Source organism: Ruegeria sp. CDSA033 (genome assembly GCF_059612305.1).
The window spans coordinates 138170-159303 of the sequence record NZ_JBXWQI010000005.1; the positions used below are offsets into that span (position 1 = coordinate 138170).

The 21134-nt window shown below is 58.1% G+C and carries 20 protein-coding genes; 7 read left to right on the forward strand and 13 right to left on the reverse strand.

The annotated features are described in order from the left end of the window. Positions 1–16: 16 nt before the first annotated feature. The 3 genes from purM (at position 17) to rnd (ending at position 2930) form a co-directional block, all read left to right on the forward strand. A complete protein-coding gene (gene purM / locus AC2FLA_RS09085; protein WP_496721727.1) occupies positions 17–1063 on the forward strand; it encodes a phosphoribosylformylglycinamidine cyclo-ligase in 1047 nt (348 codons plus the stop codon). Beyond that, complete coding sequence (gene purN, locus AC2FLA_RS09090) at positions 1060–1656, forward strand: phosphoribosylglycinamide formyltransferase (RefSeq protein WP_496721728.1); 597 nt, start codon at positions 1060–1062, stop codon at positions 1654–1656. Before purM ends, purN begins: the two co-directional genes overlap by 4 nt. Before the next feature lie 116 nt (positions 1657–1772). Continuing rightward, positions 1773–2930 carry a ribonuclease D gene (gene rnd, locus AC2FLA_RS09095; protein WP_496721729.1) on the forward strand — a complete coding sequence of 386 codons (1158 nt, stop codon included), beginning with the start codon at positions 1773–1775 and terminating at the stop codon, positions 2928–2930. Between the two features lie 6 nt (positions 2931–2936). Here rnd and AC2FLA_RS09100 read toward each other — a convergent pair whose 3' ends face one another. Next, a complete protein-coding gene (locus tag AC2FLA_RS09100; RefSeq protein WP_496721730.1) occupies positions 2937–3461 on the reverse strand; it encodes a hypothetical protein in 525 nt (174 codons plus the stop codon). Between the two features lie 139 nt (positions 3462–3600). Here AC2FLA_RS09100 and AC2FLA_RS09105 point away from each other — a divergent pair, with 139 nt between their 5' ends. Beyond that, positions 3601–4011 carry a SufE family protein gene (locus AC2FLA_RS09105; protein ID WP_496721731.1) on the forward strand — a complete coding sequence of 137 codons (411 nt, stop codon included), beginning with the start codon at positions 3601–3603 and terminating at the stop codon, positions 4009–4011. A gap of 3 nt (positions 4012–4014) precedes the next feature. Here the strand turns inward: AC2FLA_RS09105 and AC2FLA_RS09110 are convergent, their stop codons facing one another. The 3 genes from AC2FLA_RS09110 to AC2FLA_RS09120 form a co-directional block, all read right to left on the reverse strand. Further along, positions 4015–4683, reverse strand: coding sequence for a DUF1638 domain-containing protein (locus tag AC2FLA_RS09110; protein WP_496721732.1), 669 nt, complete (start codon positions 4681–4683; stop codon positions 4015–4017). A 75-nt stretch (positions 4684–4758) separates the two neighbouring features. After that, positions 4759–5793, reverse strand: a complete 1035-nt coding sequence (locus AC2FLA_RS09115; RefSeq protein WP_496721733.1) for a Hint domain-containing protein — start codon at positions 5791–5793, stop codon at positions 4759–4761. 157 nt (positions 5794–5950) lie between these two features. Then, positions 5951–6649 (reverse strand): corrinoid protein, encoded by a 699-nt coding sequence (locus AC2FLA_RS09120; RefSeq protein ID WP_113790178.1) that lies wholly within the window; start codon positions 6647–6649, stop codon positions 5951–5953. Between the two features lie 300 nt (positions 6650–6949). Between AC2FLA_RS09120 and AC2FLA_RS09125 the strand changes: the two genes are divergently transcribed. Beyond that, positions 6950–8014, forward strand: coding sequence for a PA0069 family radical SAM protein (locus AC2FLA_RS09125; RefSeq protein ID WP_496721734.1), 1065 nt, complete (start codon positions 6950–6952; stop codon positions 8012–8014). Between the two features lie 56 nt (positions 8015–8070). Here the strand turns inward: AC2FLA_RS09125 and gltA are convergent, their stop codons facing one another. Both gltA and gltX read right to left on the reverse strand, forming a co-directional pair. Continuing rightward, positions 8071–9366: a citrate synthase gene (gene gltA / locus AC2FLA_RS09130; protein ID WP_109311809.1), complete on the reverse strand. Its 1296-nt coding sequence runs from the start codon at positions 9364–9366 to the stop codon at positions 8071–8073. A 121-nt stretch (positions 9367–9487) separates the two neighbouring features. Continuing rightward, positions 9488–10888: a glutamate--tRNA ligase gene (gltX, locus tag AC2FLA_RS09135; protein ID WP_496721870.1), complete on the reverse strand. Its 1401-nt coding sequence runs from the start codon at positions 10886–10888 to the stop codon at positions 9488–9490. Positions 10889–10966: 78 nt separating this feature from the next. Here gltX and AC2FLA_RS09140 point away from each other — a divergent pair, with 78 nt between their 5' ends. Beyond that, positions 10967–13006 carry a ComEC/Rec2 family competence protein gene (locus AC2FLA_RS09140; RefSeq protein WP_496721735.1) on the forward strand — a complete coding sequence of 680 codons (2040 nt, stop codon included), beginning with the start codon at positions 10967–10969 and terminating at the stop codon, positions 13004–13006. On the opposite strand, the gene lexA is transcribed toward AC2FLA_RS09140, so the two are convergent. The 6 genes from lexA to AC2FLA_RS09170 form a co-directional block, all read right to left on the reverse strand. Beyond that, positions 13003–13701 (reverse strand): transcriptional repressor LexA, encoded by a 699-nt coding sequence (lexA, locus tag AC2FLA_RS09145; RefSeq protein ID WP_058271750.1) that lies wholly within the window; start codon positions 13699–13701, stop codon positions 13003–13005. The two genes, AC2FLA_RS09140 and lexA, sit on opposite strands and share 4 nt — an antisense overlap. 78 nt (positions 13702–13779) lie before the next feature. Beyond that, entirely contained in the window at positions 13780–14952 is a 1173-nt protein-coding gene (locus AC2FLA_RS09150) for a molybdopterin molybdotransferase MoeA (RefSeq protein ID WP_496721736.1), read from the reverse strand. Continuing rightward, entirely contained in the window at positions 14949–15422 is a 474-nt protein-coding gene (gene moaC / locus AC2FLA_RS09155; RefSeq protein WP_496721737.1) for a cyclic pyranopterin monophosphate synthase MoaC, read from the reverse strand. The genes AC2FLA_RS09150 and moaC overlap by 4 nt, the downstream gene beginning before the upstream one ends. Continuing rightward, positions 15422–16234 carry an indole-3-glycerol phosphate synthase TrpC gene (gene trpC, locus AC2FLA_RS09160; protein WP_496721738.1) on the reverse strand — a complete coding sequence of 271 codons (813 nt, stop codon included), beginning with the start codon at positions 16232–16234 and terminating at the stop codon, positions 15422–15424. Before trpC ends, moaC begins: the two co-directional genes overlap by 1 nt. Then, positions 16231–17250 carry an anthranilate phosphoribosyltransferase gene (gene trpD / locus AC2FLA_RS09165; protein WP_496721739.1) on the reverse strand — a complete coding sequence of 340 codons (1020 nt, stop codon included), beginning with the start codon at positions 17248–17250 and terminating at the stop codon, positions 16231–16233. Before trpD ends, trpC begins: the two co-directional genes overlap by 4 nt. Then, positions 17247–17828: an anthranilate synthase component II gene (locus tag AC2FLA_RS09170; protein WP_496721740.1), complete on the reverse strand. Its 582-nt coding sequence runs from the start codon at positions 17826–17828 to the stop codon at positions 17247–17249. The genes trpD and AC2FLA_RS09170 overlap by 4 nt, the downstream gene beginning before the upstream one ends. Before the next feature lie 195 nt (positions 17829–18023). Here AC2FLA_RS09170 and AC2FLA_RS09175 point away from each other — a divergent pair, with 195 nt between their 5' ends. Next, positions 18024–19571 carry a divergent polysaccharide deacetylase family protein gene (locus AC2FLA_RS09175; protein ID WP_496721741.1) on the forward strand — a complete coding sequence of 516 codons (1548 nt, stop codon included), beginning with the start codon at positions 18024–18026 and terminating at the stop codon, positions 19569–19571. A gap of 45 nt (positions 19572–19616) precedes the next feature. Here the strand turns inward: AC2FLA_RS09175 and trpE are convergent, their stop codons facing one another. Beyond that, positions 19617–21128: an anthranilate synthase component I gene (gene trpE, locus AC2FLA_RS09180; RefSeq protein WP_282168233.1), complete on the reverse strand. Its 1512-nt coding sequence runs from the start codon at positions 21126–21128 to the stop codon at positions 19617–19619. Between the last annotated feature and the right edge of the window lie 6 nt (positions 21129–21134).

Here is a 21134-nt window from a genome sequence, read left to right on the forward strand (position 1 = left end):
TCATAAGGGGCTGGCCATGACCACGGGCAAGAACGGAATCACCTATGCCGATGCAGGCGTTGATATTGATGCGGGGAATGCCCTAGTCGACCGGATCAAGCCGGCCGCAAAACGCACCAACCGCTCGGGTGTGATGAGCGGGCTGGGCGGATTTGGCGCTCTGTTCGATCTAAAGGATGCCGGATATCAGGACCCGATTCTGGTTGGGGCCACCGATGGGGTGGGCACCAAGCTGCGCATTGCCATTGATACCGGTGTTGTCGACGGTGTGGGCATCGACCTAGTCGCCATGTGCGTCAACGACCTGATCTGTCAGGGTGCTGAGCCGCTGTTTTTCCTGGATTACTTTGCGACCGGCAAACTGGATACCGACACAGCCGCACGGATTATCGAAGGCATTGCTGAAGGCTGTGTCCAGTCCGGATGCGCTTTGATCGGCGGTGAAACCGCGGAAATGCCCGGCATGTACCCTGATGGGGATTTTGATCTGGCCGGGTTCTCGGTCGGTGCGATGGAGCGTGGTGCGCATCTGCCGGCCGGCGTTCAGGAAGGCGACGTGCTTTTGGGGCTGGCGTCGAACGGTGTCCATTCAAACGGCTACTCGCTGGTGCGCAAACTGGTCGAAATTTCGGGCCTGGACTGGGATGCCACGTCACCGTTCAGCGACGGCTCTCTGGGCGAGGCGCTGCTGACCCCAACGCGTCTGTACGTGAAACCTGCACTGCGGGCGATCCGGGCAGGGGGCATTCATGCACTGGCCCATATCACTGGCGGTGGCCTGACCGAAAACCTGCCGCGCGTGTTGCCCGAGGGGCTGGGTGCCGAGATTGACCTGAATGCATGGGACTTGCCGCCTGTATTCCGCTGGATGGCGGAAACCGGTGGAATCGTTGAGGCCGAGATGTTGAAGACCTTCAATTGCGGCATTGGCATGATCGTCGCGTGTCACGCGGATCGCGCAGATGATCTGGCGGTGTTGCTGGCCGACGCGGGCGAAACGGTTGCGCGGATCGGCACTGTGACCGGGACAGCGGGCATGGCCTATTCGGGCACCCTGTTGTGAACCACAAGCGCGTCGCTATTCTGATCTCGGGTGGGGGCTCGAACATGGTGTCGCTGGTCGACAGCATGACCGGCGATCACGCTGCACGGCCTTGTCTTGTTCTGTCCAATGATGCGAATGCGGGTGGCCTGACAAAGGCGGCAGAGCGCGGCATTCCAACCGCGTCGGTGGATCACCGCCCGTTCAAGGGCGACCGCGCCGCGTTTGAGGCCGAGTTGCTGACACCGCTGGAAGAGGCGCAACCCGATATCGTTTGCCTTGCAGGGTTCATGCGTGTTCTGACCGGTGATTTCGTTTCGCGTTTTCAGGGGCGGATGCTGAATATCCACCCTTCGCTTCTGCCGAAATACAAGGGTCTCAATACCCACGCGCGCGCTATTGAAGCCGGAGACGCTGAACATGGATGTTCGGTCCACGAAGTCACCGCAGCTTTGGATGACGGTCCGATCCTTGGGCAAGCGCGAGTGGATATTGAACCGGGTGACACGCCCGAGGGATTGGCCGCCCGGGTGCTGGTATGGGAACACAAACTCTACCCTACAGTGTTGCGCCGTTACGCCAGTGGGGATCGGACTCCGGTGTTGCTGCCCTGAACGTCTCAGGGTGATTTACACGCGCGTCAAATTCATCCTATGGTCCGCAATACGGCTGGGTACGGAATGAAACAGACAATCAGCCGCACAGAACAAGAGCAAGAACAGTACCGCGCATGAAAACCCTGACGACGACGCAAGAGCTGGCCGATTTCTGCAAGGCCGCGGCGGAATACGACTATGTCACCGTAGATACCGAGTTTCTGCGCGAACGGACTTACTATTCAAAACTCTGTTTGGTGCAACTTGCGGTGCCATCTGACGGTGAAGACAGCGCCGTTCTGGTGGACCCATTGGCCGACGGCCTGTCTCTGGACCCGCTTTATGACCTGTTTCGCGATGAAAGCGTGGTCAAAGTGTTTCACGCCGCGCGGCAGGATCTTGAGATTTTCTGGGTCGAGGCGTCCGTGTTCCCGCAACCTCTGTTCGACACCCAGGTCGCCGCGATGGTCTGCGGCTTTGGTGAGCAGGTGGGATACGAGACTTTGGTGCGCAAAATCTGCAAGGAAGGCGTCGACAAAACCTCGCGTTTTACCGATTGGTCACGTCGGCCACTGACAGATGCGCAAAAGACCTATGCCTTGGCGGATGTCACGCATTTGCGGCAGATCTACGAATATCTGGCGGCCCAGTTGAACAAGTCGCAGCGCAGCCATTGGGTATCCGAAGAGTTGCGCACCCTGACCCAGCCCGGAACCTACGATATCCGTCCCGAAGATGCATGGAAGCGGGTAAAAACCCGCACAAATTCGGCCAAGTTCCTGGCCGTCGTGCGCGAGCTAGCGCAGTTTCGCGAAGCTTATGCGCAGGAAAACAATGTTCCACGCAGCCGTGTGTTCAAAGATGACGCGCTTATCGAGCTTGCCTCGACCAAGCCGAAAACGCCATCGGATCTTGGCGGTTCGCGCTTGCTGCTGCGTGAGGCGCGCAAAGGCGCGATTGCCGATGGTATTCTGGCGTCGGTGAAACGGGGGGTAAACTGCCCTGCCGATCAATTGCCGCAGGTCGATAACAGCCGTGACAAGCTAAAGATCAACCCGGCGCTTGCCGATCTGCTGCGCGTGTTGCTCAAGTCCAAAACCGAAAGCTCGGGCGTGGCGGCCAAGCTGATCGCAACCAGTTCCGAACTGGACCAGTTGGCTGCGGGCGAGCGCAAGCTGCCTTCGATGTCAGGCTGGCGTTTTGAGGTGTTTGGCGAAGATGCCCTGAAACTGTGTGACGGCAAGATCGCTCTGGCCGCCAAGGGGCAATCCGTACAAGTTGTGTCGCTTTAGCGGCGATTAGCGCCGCCGGGACTCTAGTGCATTCTGTTCGCCGCGAACGCGAACCAAACGGATGTTTCGCAGCTCGGCCCGGCCAACCGTTGTGGCATCATTGACCTCACGCGATCTTTCAGAGCCTTGATTGGTCGCGTAGCTTGGGTAGCTGACTTCGAACGTGTATTCCAGAATGCCGTTCTTTTCGTTCTCTTCGCTTTCCACGCGGACAAGGCGCGCATTATAGGCGCCCTGTCTTGAGGCCGTACCTTTGACATAGATGATTGCCCCGGTAGACGTGGGGTCGATGCGTAGCTCATCTACCTTGGTTATGGCAAAGCCGATCACTTCCTTTTCAGGTCGCGAAAACAGGCCCGGGCCGTCACGCCCTTTGGGCACCAGAGCATCAGCTTCGTTTACGGATACTTCAGTAGGGGCGGGCGTACTGGACCCGAACCAATTGGTCGGGTTCACGCGCGACTCGCTCCAGCCGCTGCAGGCGGCCAGTGCCAGAGTGCTGACCAATAGAAGAGGTGTTGATTTTTTCATGGTCCCAAAGCCCAGAGAAGTATTTTCAGCAATGGGTTATCGTAAATTCCAAAGATTGAAAACCCACACCGGGGCTGGACAGGTGCCCAACAGAGGCATAGGTCACAAATGTGATCGCAACAAAAAGGACCGCTGCGAAATGGCAACGCCCGCCTTTGAGGAAATCGTCGAGGATTTTGAGTTTCTGGATGACTGGGAAGACCGGTATCGCCACGTCATCGATCAGGGCAAGGCGATGCAGCCGCTGGATGACGCGCTCAAAGTGCCGGCCACCAAGGTGCACGGCTGCGCCAGTCAGGTGTGGCTGCATCCCGTGATCGACGGCGGTGTTTTCCGGTTCGACGGTGACAGCGACGCGTTGATCGTGCGTGGGCTGATTGCGGTGTTGCGGTCTTTGTATAACGGCCTGCCTGTTGGCGAAGTCCCCAAGGTCGACGCGGGCGGTGAGTTGGCGCGCCTTGGGCTGAACGATCACCTGTCCGCACAGCGATCAAATGGTTTGCGATCGATGATCGAGCGTATCCGCGAGGTCGCGCAAGAGAACGCCTGACGATCAGGCCGTCGGCTTGCGGGTGGCCCACTCGGTCAGCGTGGTTTCCAGATCGCCATAGCCGGTGAAGCGGCGTTCGAACGTCAAACCCATCCGTTCGGCGCATTCCTGCGCGCGTGCCGTCAGGTCCGGGTCGTCTGTCTGGGCTTGATAGACAAGTTTTGTATAGTTCCCGAAATACATGTCCCGCAGTTGGGGGTGACGGTCCAGGCCCAGCGGTTTCCACACAAAGGCGTCAAACTGACGGGCCAGAAAATCTGTCAAGTAGAAGGCCGTCGTTTCATCATCGCCATGGTCTTCAAAGGCTTGATTTCCTTCGAAAAAAGAATAGCAGTGCGGGCCTTTGATCATCTCGATGCCCATCTCTTTGCAGGCCTTCTGCAACAAGCCGCCGGTGCCACAATCGGCATAGACGACGAAGATCTGGTCAAAGTTACCGCGGTGCTTGGCAACAGCTTCTTCCACAGCCTGCGTAATCCGTTCGGGGTGGACGTGCAGGATGGCGGGCAAGCAAGTCAGGGTCATATGATCCCAGCCGTTGCGCTTTTTCAGATGCAGGATTTCGCGCGCCAGTGCACCGCATGCCAACAGCAGTATGCCGCCTTGCCGAGTGTCTTCGGTATAGCCTTTTGTCGTCAGGCTTGCGTCATCCGGTGTGTTGTTCTGCTGCATCGTCAATTCCCTGAAGGATTGCAGCATCAAAGAATGAATGCCGGATCAAGGCAAGCCCGCTTCCGACATCTCGTGTCAGGCCACCGACGCACGCGTTTCAAAAGATTGAAGCGACGGGCGGGCAGGGGGACCATAAGCGGTGATCCCGTGGCTGCCTAGGTTGGGAAACAGCGACAGAATCTCTTGCCGTGTTTCATCCTCAAAACTGTTCCACGCCTGGATTCCAGGGTGAAAGCTTTCGCTCAGGCAACCTTCGCCCCAGATCAGTTCATGCTGATCGAACATCAGGTGATAATAGGTCACAAGACCGCCGGGCTTCATCACGATATCGCGGCCATTCACCAAATGCTTGGCAGGCGCAAGCGCCTCGGCGTGGCCCGTATGCAGCTCGACCCGCCAGTCGCTGATCAGCATCCTGTGCTGTTGCGAGACTAATAGGTCGCGATCATTGCCAAGCGCACCCGCCTTGATCAACACAGGCGTAAACACCCCCGAGGCGCGCGCGGTTTGCGACCCGACCCAGCGCAGCGTTTGCAACCCATGATCCAGCGTTGGAATCCTGTCGCCCACGCGCAGGTTCTCGACCTTGACCAGACCGCGATCTGTCTTGATCAAAGTGCCGGTCGTGAAACATCTGGCGATGTCCCATTCTTGTCGATTCGAATTTAGTCCCGACGCATCATCGGTTCTGACACTGTTCAAAGTAAGAGATCTAATGCCTTGGTCTTCCAACGCGGCCTGATCCGAATTGTTTGAAAATTCAGGTACCAGAAAGGTGTTGCCGAATGCATCTTGGGCAATGACAGCGGTTATGTTGACTGTTGTTCCGTCGACATATGTGATCGTGGCATTATATTCGACGGCAGCGTCAAATTCAGTTTGTTGACCGTCGATTGTGAAATCATCGAGGTCGACAGTCCCATCATTTTGGTAGGTTTGGCCCGGATTTCCGACAGGACTCCATACAACCGCGTTGTTTAGAAGGGGATCGCCGAGCCCGCCAAAAGTTTGTCCGACAAGGGCGTCTGCGTTTTCTGCCGTATTGTTGCCCTCAGTGGGGTCAATAATACTAAGTTGGCCAAGAAAAATAGCATTAAACGTCGTAGGCATAACACACCCTATATGTACTCGTTAACAACTCGTGCGTTACAACAGATTCGCACAATCACAATTGACAGGTAATTAAACCTGTACTGCTTATCAAGCAGTTGAAGACAAAAAAGCCGCCCCGGAAAGGGCGGCCTTGATCATTTCCGTGTTACCTGGATTAGCTGGCCAGTTGGTTGTGCTTGCGGGAAACAAACTCTTTGGCAGTTTCCACTGCTACCGCTGCGTCACGGCAATAGGCATCTGCGCCGATGGCCTTGCCGAATTCCTCGTTCAGAGGGGCGCCGCCAACCAGTACGATGTAATCTTCACGCCGTCCCTGTTCGATCAGCGTGTCGATGACCACTTTCATGTATGGCATCGTAGTGGTCAACAGGGCTGACATACCCAGAATGTCTGGCTGTTCGGAATCCAGTGCTTCCAGATAGTTTTCGACCGGGTTGTTGATGCCGATATCCACGACCTCAAAACCGGCCCCTTCCATCATCATCGACACCAGGTTTTTGCCGATATCGTGAATGTCGCCCTTAACGGTGCCGATCACCATCTTGCCAACACGCGGCGCGCCGGTTTCGGCCAGCAGCGGCTTGAGGATCGTCATCCCACCCTTCATCGCGTTGGCGGCCAGCAGAACCTCGGGCACGAACAGAATGCCGTCGCGGAAATCGTGGCCCACGATGGTCATGCCACCGACCAATGCTTTGGTCAGGATGTCATATGGCGTCCATCCGCGTTCAAGCAGGATGTTCACAGCTTCCTCGATCTCTTCTTTCAGGCCGTCATAAAGATCGTCGAACATCTGCTCGACAAGTTCGTCGTCGTTGAGTTCGGACAGGACGATGTCTTCTTCATCGGACATGGGGCATTTCCCTGTGCTGGGCGGGCCATCGGCCCGTGGTGGCATTTTTTCCGTTTTGGCCATTTCGTCGCAGTTAGACTGTTACGATTGCGACCTTGGCGGTTCCGGGACCGACCTATACGTCAAATTGTTTGCGATCACGATGGAATTATCTGCAACAACATCCTGCAATCTGTTCACAACCGGGGAAAAACCGGGCGTCCAGGATCGGAGGCGAATAGGGCGGTTCGCGTAGTTTTCCTTGTCGCATGGCGATTCAGGGTTTATTGATTCTTAGGTGAGAACGTAACGGGAACAAATATGCCTGCACTCAACATAAAGGCCCGCGGCGTGGCCAGTAATGACTCAGGCAGATTCGAACGCTTTGCGACCGAGGCCTGTGACGATGGCTGGGAGATGGAAGAAGAACTTCCCCAGCTCAGAACCGAGGTCCGGGAAGAAGTAGCGCGCGGTGTGGTCACCTACAACCGATCGCCCGATCTGCCGTTCGACCGCTCGATTAACCCGTATCGCGGGTGCGAGCATGGGTGCGTGTACTGTTTTGCCCGCCCGACACATGCCTATCTGGGATTGTCGCCGGGATTGGATTTTGAAACCCGGCTGATTGCACGGCCAAACGCGGCAGAGGTTCTGAGGAAAGAACTGTCCTCAACCCGGTACAAAGTGGCGACCATTGCGATGGGAACAAACACCGACCCGTATCAGCCGATCGAAAAATACCACCAAATCACACGGGCTTGCCTGCAGGTCTTGCAAGAGTTCCAGCACCCGGTCGCAATCGTGACCAAAGGTGCGATGATCGAGCGGGACTTGGATATCCTTACCCCTATGGCGCAACTTGGGTTGGTTCGGGTCGGCATTTCGTTGACAACTTTGGACCCAGGCTTGTCTCGACGGATGGAACCACGCGCGCCATCCCCTGTAAGACGGCAGGCGACGATCCGACGGTTGACCGATGCAGGTGTGCCGGTACGCGTCATGACATCGCCTTTGATACCGGGTCTGACGGATCACGAATTGGAATCCATGCTGGAAGCCGGGCGAGACGCGGGCGCTGATTCCGCAACCTGGATCATGCTGCGCCTTCCGCGCGAAGTCTCTGAGCTGTGGCAATCCTGGCTGCATCAGCATGAGCCGGCGCGAGCTGAAAAGGTCATGTCCAAACTGCGCGAAATGCACGGCGGTCGTGACTACGATCCGCGTTGGGGGCACCGCATGCGGGGGGAGGGTGAGTATGCCGGGCTGGTGGCCAAGCGCTTCAAGCTCGCGGTCAAACGTTTGGGGTTGGCCACAAAAACACCGCCGCTACGATGTGATCTGTTTTCCAGGCCCGCGCAGGCCGGGGATCAACTGACACTATTCTAAAACAAAAAAAACGCCCCGGACACGGATCCGAGGCGTTTCGAAATTGTAACCGGCAATCAGCGGTTTTCGATGTCCACATAATCGCGGGTCGTTTCGCCCAGATACAGCTGACGCGGACGACCGATTTTGTTCTGTGGATCTGCGATCATCTCTTTCCATTGGCTGACCCAGCCAACGGTGCGCGACAGCGCGAAGATCGGCGTGAACATTGAGGTGGGGAAACCCATCGCCTCGAGGATGATGCCTGAGTAGAAGTCCACGTTCGGGAACAGTTTTTTCTCGGCGAAATACGGATCTTCCAGCGCCTGCTTTTCCAATGCTTTGGCAACCTGCAGCTTCGGATTGTTCTCGACGCCAAGTAGTTCCAGCACTTCGTCGGCTGATTGCTTCATCACAGTCGCGCGCGGGTCGAAGTTCTTGTAGACGCGGTGGCCAAAGCCCATCAGGCGGAACGGGTCGTTCTTGTCCTTGGCGCGGTCGATGTATTCCGGAATACGATCGACGGAACCGATCTCTTCCAACATCTCCAAACAGGCCTGGTTTGCGCCACCATGGGCAGGGCCCCAAAGGCAAGCCACACCCGCCGCGATACACGCAAACGGGTTTGCGCCCGAGGATGACGCCAGACGCACGGTCGAGGTCGACGCATTCTGCTCGTGATCTGCGTGCAGCGTCAGAATCCGGTCCATCGCACGGCTGAGGATCGGGTTTACCTCATATTCTTCGGCGGGAACCGCAAAGCACATGCGCAGGAAGTTGGACGCATAGTCCAGATCGTTGCGCGGATAAACGAAGGGCTGGCCGATGTGATACTTATAGGCCCATGCGGCGATCGTCGGCATCTTGGCGATCAGACGGTGCGAGGCGACCTCGCGCTGATGCGGGTCAGATACGTCGGTCGAGTCGTGATAGAACGCCGACATTGCGCCAACGACACCCACCATGATCGCCATCGGGTGCGCATCCCGACGGAAGCCGCGATAGAAATACTGCATCTGTTCGTGCAGCATGGTGTGGCGCGTGATGGTGGTTTCGAACTGCTCAAGATCCTTGGCTTGCGGCAGCTCTCCGTACAGCAGCAGGTAGCATACTTCTAGGAAATGCGATTTTCCGGCCAGCTGGTCGATCGGATAGCCTCGGTGCAGCAGCTCGCCTTTTTCGCCGTCAATATAGGTGATCGTGCTGTCACAGCTTGCAGTCGACGTAAAACCGGGGTCGTAGGTGAACACTCCAGCATCGCTGTACAGCTTGCGGATGTCGATGACGTCAGGTCCAGCGGTCGGAGAATGAACCGGCAACTCGTACGTTTCACCATGGACTGTCAGAGTGGCTGTTTTATTGCTGTCGGTCATAGTGTCCCTTCCTCATTCTTACGCATGTCGAATCGCTGTCCGACCTTGCGGGCAACGGCTGCGCGCGGGCGCGCAGTCCGGGTGTTAGCGGAGCAGCGTTACCCAAATATGAAGATTGGGTTTACGTCGCTGCGTCAGAAAGCCGGGCCAGGGTTTCTTCCTTCCCCAGCACAAGCATCATGTCAAAAACTGAAGGCGTCACTGCCCGACCTGCCAACACGGCCCGCAACGGGCCCGCCAGTTTGCCGAACTTAACCTCTTTCGCTTCTGCAAACGAATTTAGGGTTTGCTCCAGTTCGTTTCGCGTCCAGCTAGCATTTTGCACGTGCGGCGTCAATTCACTCAGTATACCATCGGATACTGAGGCCAGCGCTTTCGCAGCCTTTTCATCGGGGTCAATTGGCCGAGATGTCAACACAAAGTGAGCTTTTTCAAGAAGTTCCGGGAACATCCGCGCGCGATCCTTGAGGCAATACATCGCACGTTCCAGATCACCGGATTGTGTTTCCGTGAGGTTAGGTAAATTTGCCGCTGTCAGATAGGCTTCGATCTCTTGCCGCAATGCAGCATCATCCGCGATGGCGATGTGCTGTCCACACAGATTTTCCAGCTTTTTCAGGTCGAAACGGGCAGGGCTTTTGCCGATTCCGTCAAGATCGAACCACTCTTTGGCCTGCGCGTCCGTAAAGAACTCATCATCACCGTGGCTCCAACCCAGACGCGCCAAATAGTTGCGCATGCCAGCCGCTGGGTAACCCATGGCCTGATATTCCTGCGCGCCCAAAGCACCGTGGCGTTTGGACAGCTTTTTGCCATCCGGCCCGTGGATCAGGGGGATGTGCGCCCATACTGGAACGTCCCAGCCCATCGCCTCATAGATCATCATCTGCCGCGCGGCGTTGTTCAGGTGGTCGTCGCCACGGATTACATGGGTCACGCCCATGTCGTGATCGTCGACCACAACTGCAAGCATGTAGACCGGAGTGCCGTCCGAACGCAGCAGGATCATGTCGTCCAACTGATCGTTGCGAATGGTCACGTCACCCTGAACCTGATCGCGGATTACCGTCGTGCCGTCCTGAGGCGCCTTGATGCGGATCGCAAACGGAGCGTCCGGATGAGAGGACGTGTCCACATCGCGCCAAGGGCTGCGGAACAGGGTCGATTTCCCCTCGGCCCGCGCTTGTTCGCGGAAGGCCGAGATCTCTTCCTGCGTTGAAAAGCACTTGTACGCCTTGCCCTCGGTCAGCAAATGATGCGCCACCTCGGCGTGACGTGCGGCACCCTCGAACTGGCTGATCACATCGCCGTCGTGATCCAGGCCCAGCCACCCCATGCCTTGCAGGATCGCAGCCGTTGCTTCCGGCGTCGAACGCTCGCGGTCGGTGTCTTCGATCCGCAACAGGAACTTGCCGCCACGGCCACGGGCATAAAGCCAGTTGAACAACGCGGTGCGGGCGCCGCCGATATGCAGGAAACCGGTTGGGGACGGAGCGAAACGAGTGACGACCTGATCGGACATTGTGTGGATTAACCTTTTGGTAACCGTGTCGGGCATAGATTGGCGCCTGTCTAACGAGCCGGAAGGACGGGGGCAACCATGCGTGTTCTGGCACGGGTCGAGGCCGCATTGCTGAACCAGACAGGGTATTTGTTTCAGTGGTCTCCGGTGTGTCTGGCAGTCGGTATTGGTCTGTATTTCAGCTTGCGGTTTGAACCGGGGTGGATGGTTTACGCAATCGTGGCCGCGATTGCCATTTGCCTGGGCTTGGCGCGCAGGCTGCCGTCTGGCTGGGCTGCGTTGACAACAGGGGGGGTGCTGATCTCTGCCGGGTTCATCCTGGCAGGTGTGCGCGCCCATACCGTAGCAGAGCCGGTCCTGTTATGGCGTTACTACGGCCCGGTCGAGGGGCGGGTCGTAGCCATGAATCGCTCTGCGTCGGATGCGCTGCGGATTACGCTGGATCGGGTGCGCATAGGGGATGTACCCGGTGACCAGCGCCCGCAGCGCGTCCGGCTTTCCTTGCACGGAGGCGCACGGTCGCTTGTGCCCGGCCAAAGGATCATGACCACCGCCCATTTGTCGCCCCCGCAAGGCCCGGTGGAACCGGGAGGGTTCGATTTTCGACGACACGCGTGGTTTCAACGGCTGGGGGCCGTGGGATACACCCGTGTCCCGGTGCTGATCGCTGCGTCCCCGCAGCCCGAAGGCATCCGCATTACAGCATGGCGAATGGCGATTTCCCACCATGTCCGCACGATCCTGCCGGGTGAGATTGGCGGGTTTGCGGCCGCCGTCACAACGGGTGATCGCAGCGGTATGGGGCAAGAAACGCTAAAGTCACTGCGCGCATCCAACCTGGCGCATCTGTTGGCGATTTCGGGCCTGCACATGGGTTTGCTGACCGGGTTCGTCTACCTGATGTGCAGGCTTTTGTTCTCAACCATTCCTGCGCTGGCCCTCAGATTGCCTGTGCGCAAACTGGCGGCTGTCTGCGCGATGTTCGCGGCCACGATCTACTTGTTACTGTCTGGGGGAAATGTCGCCACGGAACGCGCCTTTGTCATGGCGAGTGTCATGCTGATGGCCATTCTGATTGACAGACGCGCGATTTCCCTACGGGCCGTTGCAGTCGCTGCACTTATTGTGCTCATTCTGCGCCCCGAATCCTTGCTTAGCCCGGGGTTTCAAATGTCTTTTGCCGCAACGACAGCGCTTGTGGCGGTGTTCGGAGCGTTGCGTGACATTGGACCGATGCCGGGGCCAAAGTGGCTGAAACCAATTGCGGGCCTGCTGATGTCCTCGGCTATCGCGGGATTTGCAACCGCGCCAATTGGTGCGGCGCATTTCAACACATTGTCTCACTATGGTCTTCTGGCCAACATACTTTCGGTGCCGGTTATGGGCATGGTTGTCGTCCCCTCGGCCGTGGTGGCAGCACTGCTGTCGCCATTTGGCCTTGAGATGGTGCCGCTGGCAGTGATGGGGCTGGGTTTAGAGTGGATTCTTTCGGTTTCTCAATGGGTATCGGGATTTGACGGCGCGCAAGGATATGTTGTCAGCCCGCCGCACCCTGTCCTGCCGCTGATTGCGCTTGGCAGCCTGTGGCTTGCGCTGTGGCAAGGACGGGCCCGATGGGTTGGAATGGCACCAATGGCCGTGGCGTTGATGCTTTGGGGGCAGGGGAATCGCCCTGAAATTCTGGTTGCGGATAGCGGCGGTCTTGTGGGCGTAATGACCGAACAAGGACGCGCCTTGAGTAAGGAAAAAGGAAGCGGGTTTGTCGCAACCATTTGGCTGGAAAATGATGGGGACGGGGCAGATCAGCTGCAGGCGGCCAGTCGATGGCCGCATGATTCCGGCACCATTCAACGGTATGATTGGCAGGGCAAAGAGGTGTTGCACATAACAGGCAAACGCGCGGCGCGCGGGTTCAGTGCCTGCAATGCCGATCAGATCGTGATTTCTGCCGTGGCGCTGCAACTGTCCGGCGGCTGTGAAGTCTTCGATCCGAAACGGTTAATGGCCACGGGAAGCCTGTCCCTGTCGGGTGGTAAGATCACAACGTCTAAAGAGGCGATGGGCGACAGGCTCTGGTCCCCGAACACATCCGGGAACCGGGATACCAAGCAGTTTTAGTAGCTGCGGATCAGTCCAACCAAACGACCCTGCACCTTGACCTTATCTTCCGGCAGAACGCGGGTTTCATAGGCGGGGTTCGCGGCCTCAAGCGCAATCGCCTGCCCCCGGCGGAAGAACCGCTTCAATGTGGCTTCCTGATCTTCGACAAGGGCAACAACGATATCGCCGTTATCAGCAACTGAGGTTTCCCGGATAACCACCACGTCGCCATCGTTGATCCCGGCGTCGATCATCGAGTCGCCACGCACTTCCAGCGCGTAGTGCTCTCCTTTTCCAGACACCATTGTTCCGGGTACCGCGACGCGGTGCGACACATGGCTGATCGCTTCGATGGGAACGCCGGCGGCGATGCGGCCCATTACGGGCAATTCCATCGCATCCACGGTCACCGGCTCAAAATTCGCGGGGCGGGGGCCGGACGGTTTGTCGCCCTCGATCACACGCGGCTTGAAGGCCACTGTGGGTTCTCCACCCAGGCTTTCCGGCAGTTTGACGATTTCGATGGCCCGCGCACGGTGCGCCAGACGTCGAATGAACCCGCGTTCCTCTAATGCCGTAATCAACCTGTGGATGCCGGATTTGGACCTGAGGTCCAGCGCGGCCTTCATTTCATCGAAACTGGGCGGAACACCGTCCGCTTGAACGCGTTTGTGAATGAATTCCAACAAATCCAACTGCTTCTTGGTCAACATTGCTCACACCTCATCGGTCATGCGTTTTCTTTTGTTCTACGCATGTTCACGTTTTGTGTCAACGGATTTGAGCGACGCTTAGATCGGCAGGTACTGAACCTCATCCCCAGCAGGTCGGGCGGGGTCATGCGGGGGGCGCACCAACAGAGCGTTTGCCTGCGCCAAAACGCTGAGCAGCGAACTGTCCTGATCAGCACACGCGCGGATGCCGGTTTCGTCCAGCATAGCCCGCATGTAGTGCTCACGCGGGCCGTTTTCGCTTATTGGTTCAGCAAGATGAGCGGTTCGCAATGGGGGTAGAACCTGTTCCGCCCCCAACATCCGACGCACCATTGGCAACAGGAAGAGATAGCCACAAACCATTGCACTGACAGGATTTCCGGGCAAGCCGACCATTGCCGTTTGTCCCAATCGACCCGCCATCAGGGGTTTGCCGGGACGCATTCGGATCTTGTAGAAAGATTGCTCCAATCCCAGCCCGGTTGAGACATCTGACACCAGATCGTAGTCTCCAACCGATGCGCCGCCGATGGTCACAACCAGATCCGCTCCTTCGGCCAGTCCGAAGGCAGTTTCAAGCGATGAGACCGTATCGCGAGCGACCGGAAGGACGCGGACATGCGCACCAGCTTCCTCCAGCAGTGCGTTCAAGCCAAACGTATTGGATGCGATGATCTGATCGGGGCCGGGGGTTTCGCCCGGCATCACCAGCTCATCACCGGTGGAGATCAGAGCGACAACAGGCTTTCGAGTCACTGATACGGTCGCAACATTCATCGCCGCCATGAGCGCGATGTCCTCTGCGCGTAAGCGACGCGGGGCCGAGATCTTTGTGCCTGCTTTGAAATCGACGCCCGCAGGTCTGATATTCGTTTTTGGGCCGGGTAGGTCCGAGATTGTGATCAGGTCGCCGCGACGTTCGGTATCTTCTTGTATGACAACGAAATCAGCACCTTCGGGGACCGGGGCGCCGGTGAAGATACGCACTGCCTGTCCGGGCCCGACGCGACCGGTGTAGCGGTTGCCAGCGGCCGACTCGCCTATGACCTTGAACATTGCGTGCAGCTCGACCTCAGTCGCTTTCAGCGCGTAACCATCCATCGAGGACGCCTCAAAAGGCGGCTGGTCGCGAGTGGCCTCGATATCCTGAGCCAGAACACGACCTGCGGCGTCGGACAAAGCAACGGTCTCGGCTGGCAGGGGCGAAACCAGTTCAAACAACAGCGCGCGGGCCTCTTCGACGGTGATCATTTTGCTTCGTAACGCCCTGATTTACCGCCATCTTTCAGTAATACACGGATGCCGCCGATTTCCATGGCCTTATCCACGGCCTTGGTCATGTCATAGACCGTCAAGGCAGCCGTAGAAACGGCGGTCAGCGCCTCCATCTCGACACCGGTCTGGCCCGAAGTTTTGACTGTGGCTTCGACCAGCACACCGGGTAAGTCGGGATCCAGCGTCAGTTCGACAGCTACCTTGGTGACCGGGAGCGGGTGACACAAAGGGATCAGATCAGGCGTTTTCTTTGCGCCCATGATGCCCGCAAGACGCGCCACGCCCAGAACATCACCTTTCTTGGCGCGGCCTTCGGAAATCAGATCAAAGGTGTCTTGCCCCATTTTGATGTGGCCAGCCGCCACGGCGACGCGGTCAGTGACTTCCTTGTCCGAGACATCGACCATATGGGCCTGTCCCTGAGCATCAAAATGGGTCAAGGGCATCACATGACTCCGGGGATCAGAGGGCTTGCCAGAAGGTGGCGGGTGGCTGCTGCCACGTCGTCCTGACGCATCAGGCTTTCACCGATCAGGAAGCTGCGCGCGCCGTAACGTGCGATGTCTGCCAGATCTTCCGGTGTGCTCAAACCACTTTCGCAAACGATCGTCCGGCCCGCTGGTACAAGCTTGGACAGATGCCGTGTGGTATCAAGAGATGTCTCGAAGGTCTTGAGATTGCGATTGTTTATTCCAATCAGCGAGCTTTTCAAAAGGGCGGCACGTTCCAGTTCTTCCTGGTCGTGAACTTCGATCAGGACATCCATACCCCAGTCTAATGCCGTCTGCTCCAGTTCGGCGGCTTGCGCGTCGTCGACCGATGCCATGATGATCAGAATGCAATCTGCGCCCAAAGCACGCGCTTCGACCACTTGATAGGGGTCGTACATAAAATCCTTGCGCAGCGCCGGAAGCTCGGTGGCAGCCCGGGCTTCGGTCAGGTACTCTTTTGCACCCTGAAAACTCGGCGTGTCGGTCAGCACCGATAAACACGCAGCGCCGCCTTCCTCATAGGCTTTGGCCAGAGCGGGTGGATCGAAATCCGGGCGGATCAGACCCTTGGACGGGCTGGCTTTCTTGATCTCGGCAATCAGGCCGTACCCCCGACGCGCCGCTGTTCGAAGCGCATCGGCAAAACCGCGAACCTCGGGCGCGTTGCAGGCCTCGTTTTCCAGTGTTTCCAGCGACTTCTGCGCTTTGTCTGCCGCAACTTCTTCAAGTTTGTAGGCTTTGATCTTGTCCAGAACCGTCTCGGTCATGCGGCCTCCTGCGTAATTCGGGCCAGGGCCGCAATTTTGTCTTTAGCTTTTCCGCTGTCGATGCTTTCCCGCGCCATGGCAGCGCCATCTTTCAAGTCATCAACAGAGCCAGCAACCACAAGGGCCGCGGCGGAATTCAACAACACCGCGTCGCGGTAGGCAGAGGGCGCGCCGTCCAACAAGGCGCGGAATGCGACGGCGTTTTCCTCGGGCGTTCCGCCTATGATATTCTCGAACGGGTGGACCGGCAGCCCTGCGTCTTCAGGATGCAACTCGACCTCTTTCACAACGCCATCTTCCAGCGCGGCGACCCAGCTTACGCCGGTGATCGTCAACTCATCTGTGCCATCTGATCCGTGCACTAACCAGGCGTGTTCAGCGCCCAGCAGTCCCAACGTTTCCGCCATTGGGCGGATCAGGTCGCGACTGAACGCACCGGTCAGTTGACGCCGAACACCAGCGGGGTTGGTCAACGGGCCAAGAATGTTGAAAATCGTACGCGTTCCAAGCTCCTGCCGGCTGGGCATGACATGCGCAATCGCAGGATGGTGCATAGGTGCCATCATAAAGCCGATGCCGACTTCTTGCAGAGCCTTTTCAACGGTTTGCGGGCCAACCATAACGTTGATGCCCAGCTGTCCCAAGGCGTCCGCGGCACCTGACTTGGAACTGAGGTTTCGATTGCCGTGTTTGGCGACGGTGACACCAGCCCCAGCCACAACAAACGCTGTGGCGGTGGAAATGTTCAGGGTGCCTTTACCGTCGCCGCCCGTCCCAACGATATCCATCGCACCCGCCGGTGCTTTCACCGCATTGCACTTTGCGCGCATCACGGCGGCAGCGGCTGCATATTCGTCCACCGTTTCACCACGAGTGCGCATCGCCATCAGCAGGCCGCCAATCTGGCTGGGCGTGGCTTCGCCATCAAACAGGATGCTAAACGCTTGTTCAGCCTCGGCACGCGTTAAGGGTCGATCGGCAGCGGCTCCGATCAGTGGCTTCAGAGCGTCGCTCATGCAGGAACTTTCATCTCGGACAGGAAATTCTTGAGCAGAGCGTGGCCATGCTCAGAGGCGATTGATTCCGGGTGGAACTGTACGCCGTGAATGGGCAATTCTTTGTGTTGCAGGCCCATGATGGTGCTGTCTTCCAGTTCTGCTGTGATCTCAAGGCTATCTGGCAACGTGTCCCGATCCACGATAAGCGAATGATAGCGGGTCGCCTCAAACGGGGTGGGCAGGCCAGCGAACACGCCTTTACCGGTGTGGTGCATCATACCCATCTTGCCGTGGACAATCTCGTGGCAGCGGACAACATTGCCGCCAAACACCTGCCCAATCGTCTGATGACCAAGACAGACCCCCAGAAGCGGTGTCTTTGTTTCGGCTGCTGCTTCTGTCAGCGCAAGGCAAATACCGGCCTGATCAGGATCGCACGGGCCAGGGCTGAGGAGAATTCCTGCAGGGTTCATCGCCATGGCTTCTTGTACATCCAGGGCGTCATTCCGCCGAATGACCATTTCGGCGCCAAGTTCGCCTAAATAGTGTACCAGATTGTAGGTAAACGAGTCGTAGTTGTCGATCAGCAGCAGCATTTGGGCACTTGTCTCGGCTTGGGCATTTCGGACTGGCGATACAGCCCCTGGCCACGGTATAATGTCGGGACATACATGCTCAGGCTTGCGGGGCAGCGTCAAGAGGACATCCTGTTCAGGGCGCAATCGCAGGCCAAAGGCGCGGTAAACGGCGTTGAGGCGATCGAAGCAGGATGAAGGCGAGAGGCAGTTAAGATGGGCGGATTTTTAGGCGGGATGATCGCAGGGGCGGTCGTTGTTGGTCTGCTTGGTGTGGTACTATCCCTGAATACCCCTTTGACCCGGAAACCGGTTGTAAACGCCGAGGCCCCCGAGCCTGCACCGACTGCGGCCCCCGAGGTCAGCACCGAAGCAGCTGAGACGGTGGCAGATGCCGATCTGGTGACCGCGCCGCCGGTGACATCCGATGCGTCCGGGGATCAAACGGACAATCTGGCTGGGTTGGCAGACGTGGAGACTGTGCCAGACTCTGAGCCGACGATCAGTGAGGCCGTCACGCAGGTCGAAGGGGTCGAAATACCTGACACGGCTGAGGTAACCATTTCAAACGAGGCTCCGGTTGTGCCGCAGCCACCTGCGCAATTGCAGCCGTTGCCCAGCACCGAAGGTGAGCCGATCGTCTCGGAAACCGCGCCCGAGCCACCGGTTGCACCCAAGGGAGAAGAAACCATCGTCGAGGTGGAGCCGCAGCCTGCGCCGGAGGTTCTGGAAATACTGCCCGAGCCGGAAGTAGAACAGGCGCAGCCCGAGGTAGCAGAGGCTCAGCCTGAAGTCGCAGAGCCATTGCCGGCAATCATCGAAACAGAAAATGAACCCGAGCCGCACCCTGAACCCACGGCAATCGAACCGCAGTTGCCAGAAGTCGATCCGCTTGAGAACAACCCGATCGCGGTAGAAGGGGAAGAAGACCCACAGCTTAAAAAGCTGCCCCGGATCGCAGCGGTCCCGCAGATCGGCGGTGAAGAAACGGATACTGACGGTCTGACCATTGGTAAACGAGTCGTCCCGTTGACTGAACGCGATGACGCGCCGGTTTCAGCGGACGAGCAACCCGCGGTACTTCTGCCCGGTAAGCCAATTGATGCCTATGCCGCCAAGTTCGAAAACCCCGAGGCCAAACCGCTTATGTCGATCATTTTGATTGATGATGAAGGGGCCTTTGGAGCCGAGGCGTTGAAGGATTTCCCATACCCACTGAGCTTTGCCGTCAGCCCGTCTGATCCCGATGCGGCCGAAAAAATGGCCCGCCATCGCGCAGCGGGTTTCGAGGTTCTGGCCCTTGCCGACTTGCCCAAGGCGGCCAGCGCACAAGATGCTGAGGTTTCGATGGCTGTCTGGCTGGACACTCTGCCGGAAACCGTTGGTATTCTGGAAGGCGTGGGAACCGGCATTCAGGGCAATCGCAAATTGGCCGATCAGGTGGCCGCAATTGCCGGTGATACCGGGCGCGGGCTAATCACCCAGGATAATGGCCTGAACACTGTCCAGAAACTGGCCGCTCGCAATGGCATCCCTTCCGGGGTCATCTTTCGCGACATCGACGGTGCCCGTCAGGACCCCACGATCATGCGACGTTTCTTGGATCAAGCGGCGTTCCGGGCTGGCCAGCAGGGAACTGTCGTCATGTTGGGACGGCTGCGCCCGGACACTATCTCGGCCCTGTTGCTATGGGGGCTGGAAGATCGCGGTGGCCGCGTGGCCATGGCCCCGATTTCAGCGGTCATGACGCAAGAAGCTCAGTAAGGCTGAAGAGGAAAAACGGCTGACCATGAGGTCAGCCGCTATTCTTTAAGAGTTGCCAGAGCCGGTAAACCGGGCTGCGTCCGCAGCTGCGCGCCGTATGGCATTCGATTTGTGGACGGTTTCCATGAATTCGGCCTCGGGGTCGCTGTCATAGACCACGCCTCCGCCTGCCTGAATATAAAGCTTCTGGTCTTTCACGATGGCCGTGCGCAGGGCAATACACATATCCATGTCGCCGCCCGCGCTGAAATACCCCACACCACCGCCGTAAACGCCACGCTTTTCGGGCTCTAGCTCGTCGATGATCTCCATTGCGCGGACCTTGGGCGCGCCTGAAACGGTGCCTGCAGGCATTCCGGCAAAGAAGGCATCCAGCGCGTCTTTGTCTTCGGCCAACTCACCAACAACATTGGAGACGATGTGCATCACGTGGCTGTAGCGTTCGATGATGAACTCTTCGGTTGGGCGCACAGTACCGATCTTTGCCACGCGCCCGGTGTCGTTTCGGCCCAGATCCAGCAGCATCAGATGCTCGGCCAGCTCTTTCTTGTCGGCCAGAAGATCAATTTCGTTGGCTTTATCCTCTTCGGGGGTCGCGCCGCGCGGGCGCGTGCCGGCGATGGGGCGGATCGTGACCTCATCGCCAAAGACGCGGACCAGAATCTCGGGGCTGGCACCCACGACCTGAAAGCCGCCGAAGTTGAAATAGAACATGAAGGGCGATGGGTTCGTGCGCCGAAGCGAACGATAGAGCGCGAAGGGAGGTTGCGGAAAGTCCTGAGTCCAGCGCTGTGCCGGAACAACCTGAAAGATGTCGCCCGCGCGGATGTATTCCTTGGCCTTTTCGACCGCTTCCAAATAGCCGGATTTAGTGAAATTCGACACCGGTGCGGCCACCTCGGAGGCATCCCCAAGATCGCGCGTCTCGGCGGGCATGGCGCGTTCCAGATCGCGCACCGCGTCCATGACACGTTCTGCGGCCTGTGCATAAGCAGCCTTGGCCGATTGCCCCTCGCTAACCCATGCAGGCGACACAACCGTGACCTCGCCCTTGACGCCGTCCAGTACCGCGATGACCGAGGGTCTGAGCATGATGGCATCAGGCAGGCCAAGCGGATCGGGGTTCACATCGGGCAGGTATTCCACCAGCCGCACCATGTCATAGCCGAGATAGCCAAACAGCCCGGCTGCGGCTTGGGGTAGGTCGTCCGGCAGGTCGATCTTACTTTCCGCCAGCAGCGCCCGCAGGTTATCCATCGGGTTGCCCGTTTCGGGCGAGAACGCGTCAGGGTCGAACCGGGCCGAACGGTTCAGCGCAGACGTCTCGCCTTGGCACCGCCAGATCAGGTCCGGCTTCATCCCGATGATCGAATAGCGGCCACGAACCTCACCACCGGTAACCGATTCCAACATGAACGCGTCTTTCTGCGCGCCTGTCAGCTTGAGCATCAAGGAAACCGGCGTGTCCAGATCAGCGGCTAAGCGGGTGTAGACAACCTGATTCTCGCCTGCCTCATAGGCGCGGGCGAAGCTGTCGAAGTCGGGGGTCAGCGCCATATTCAG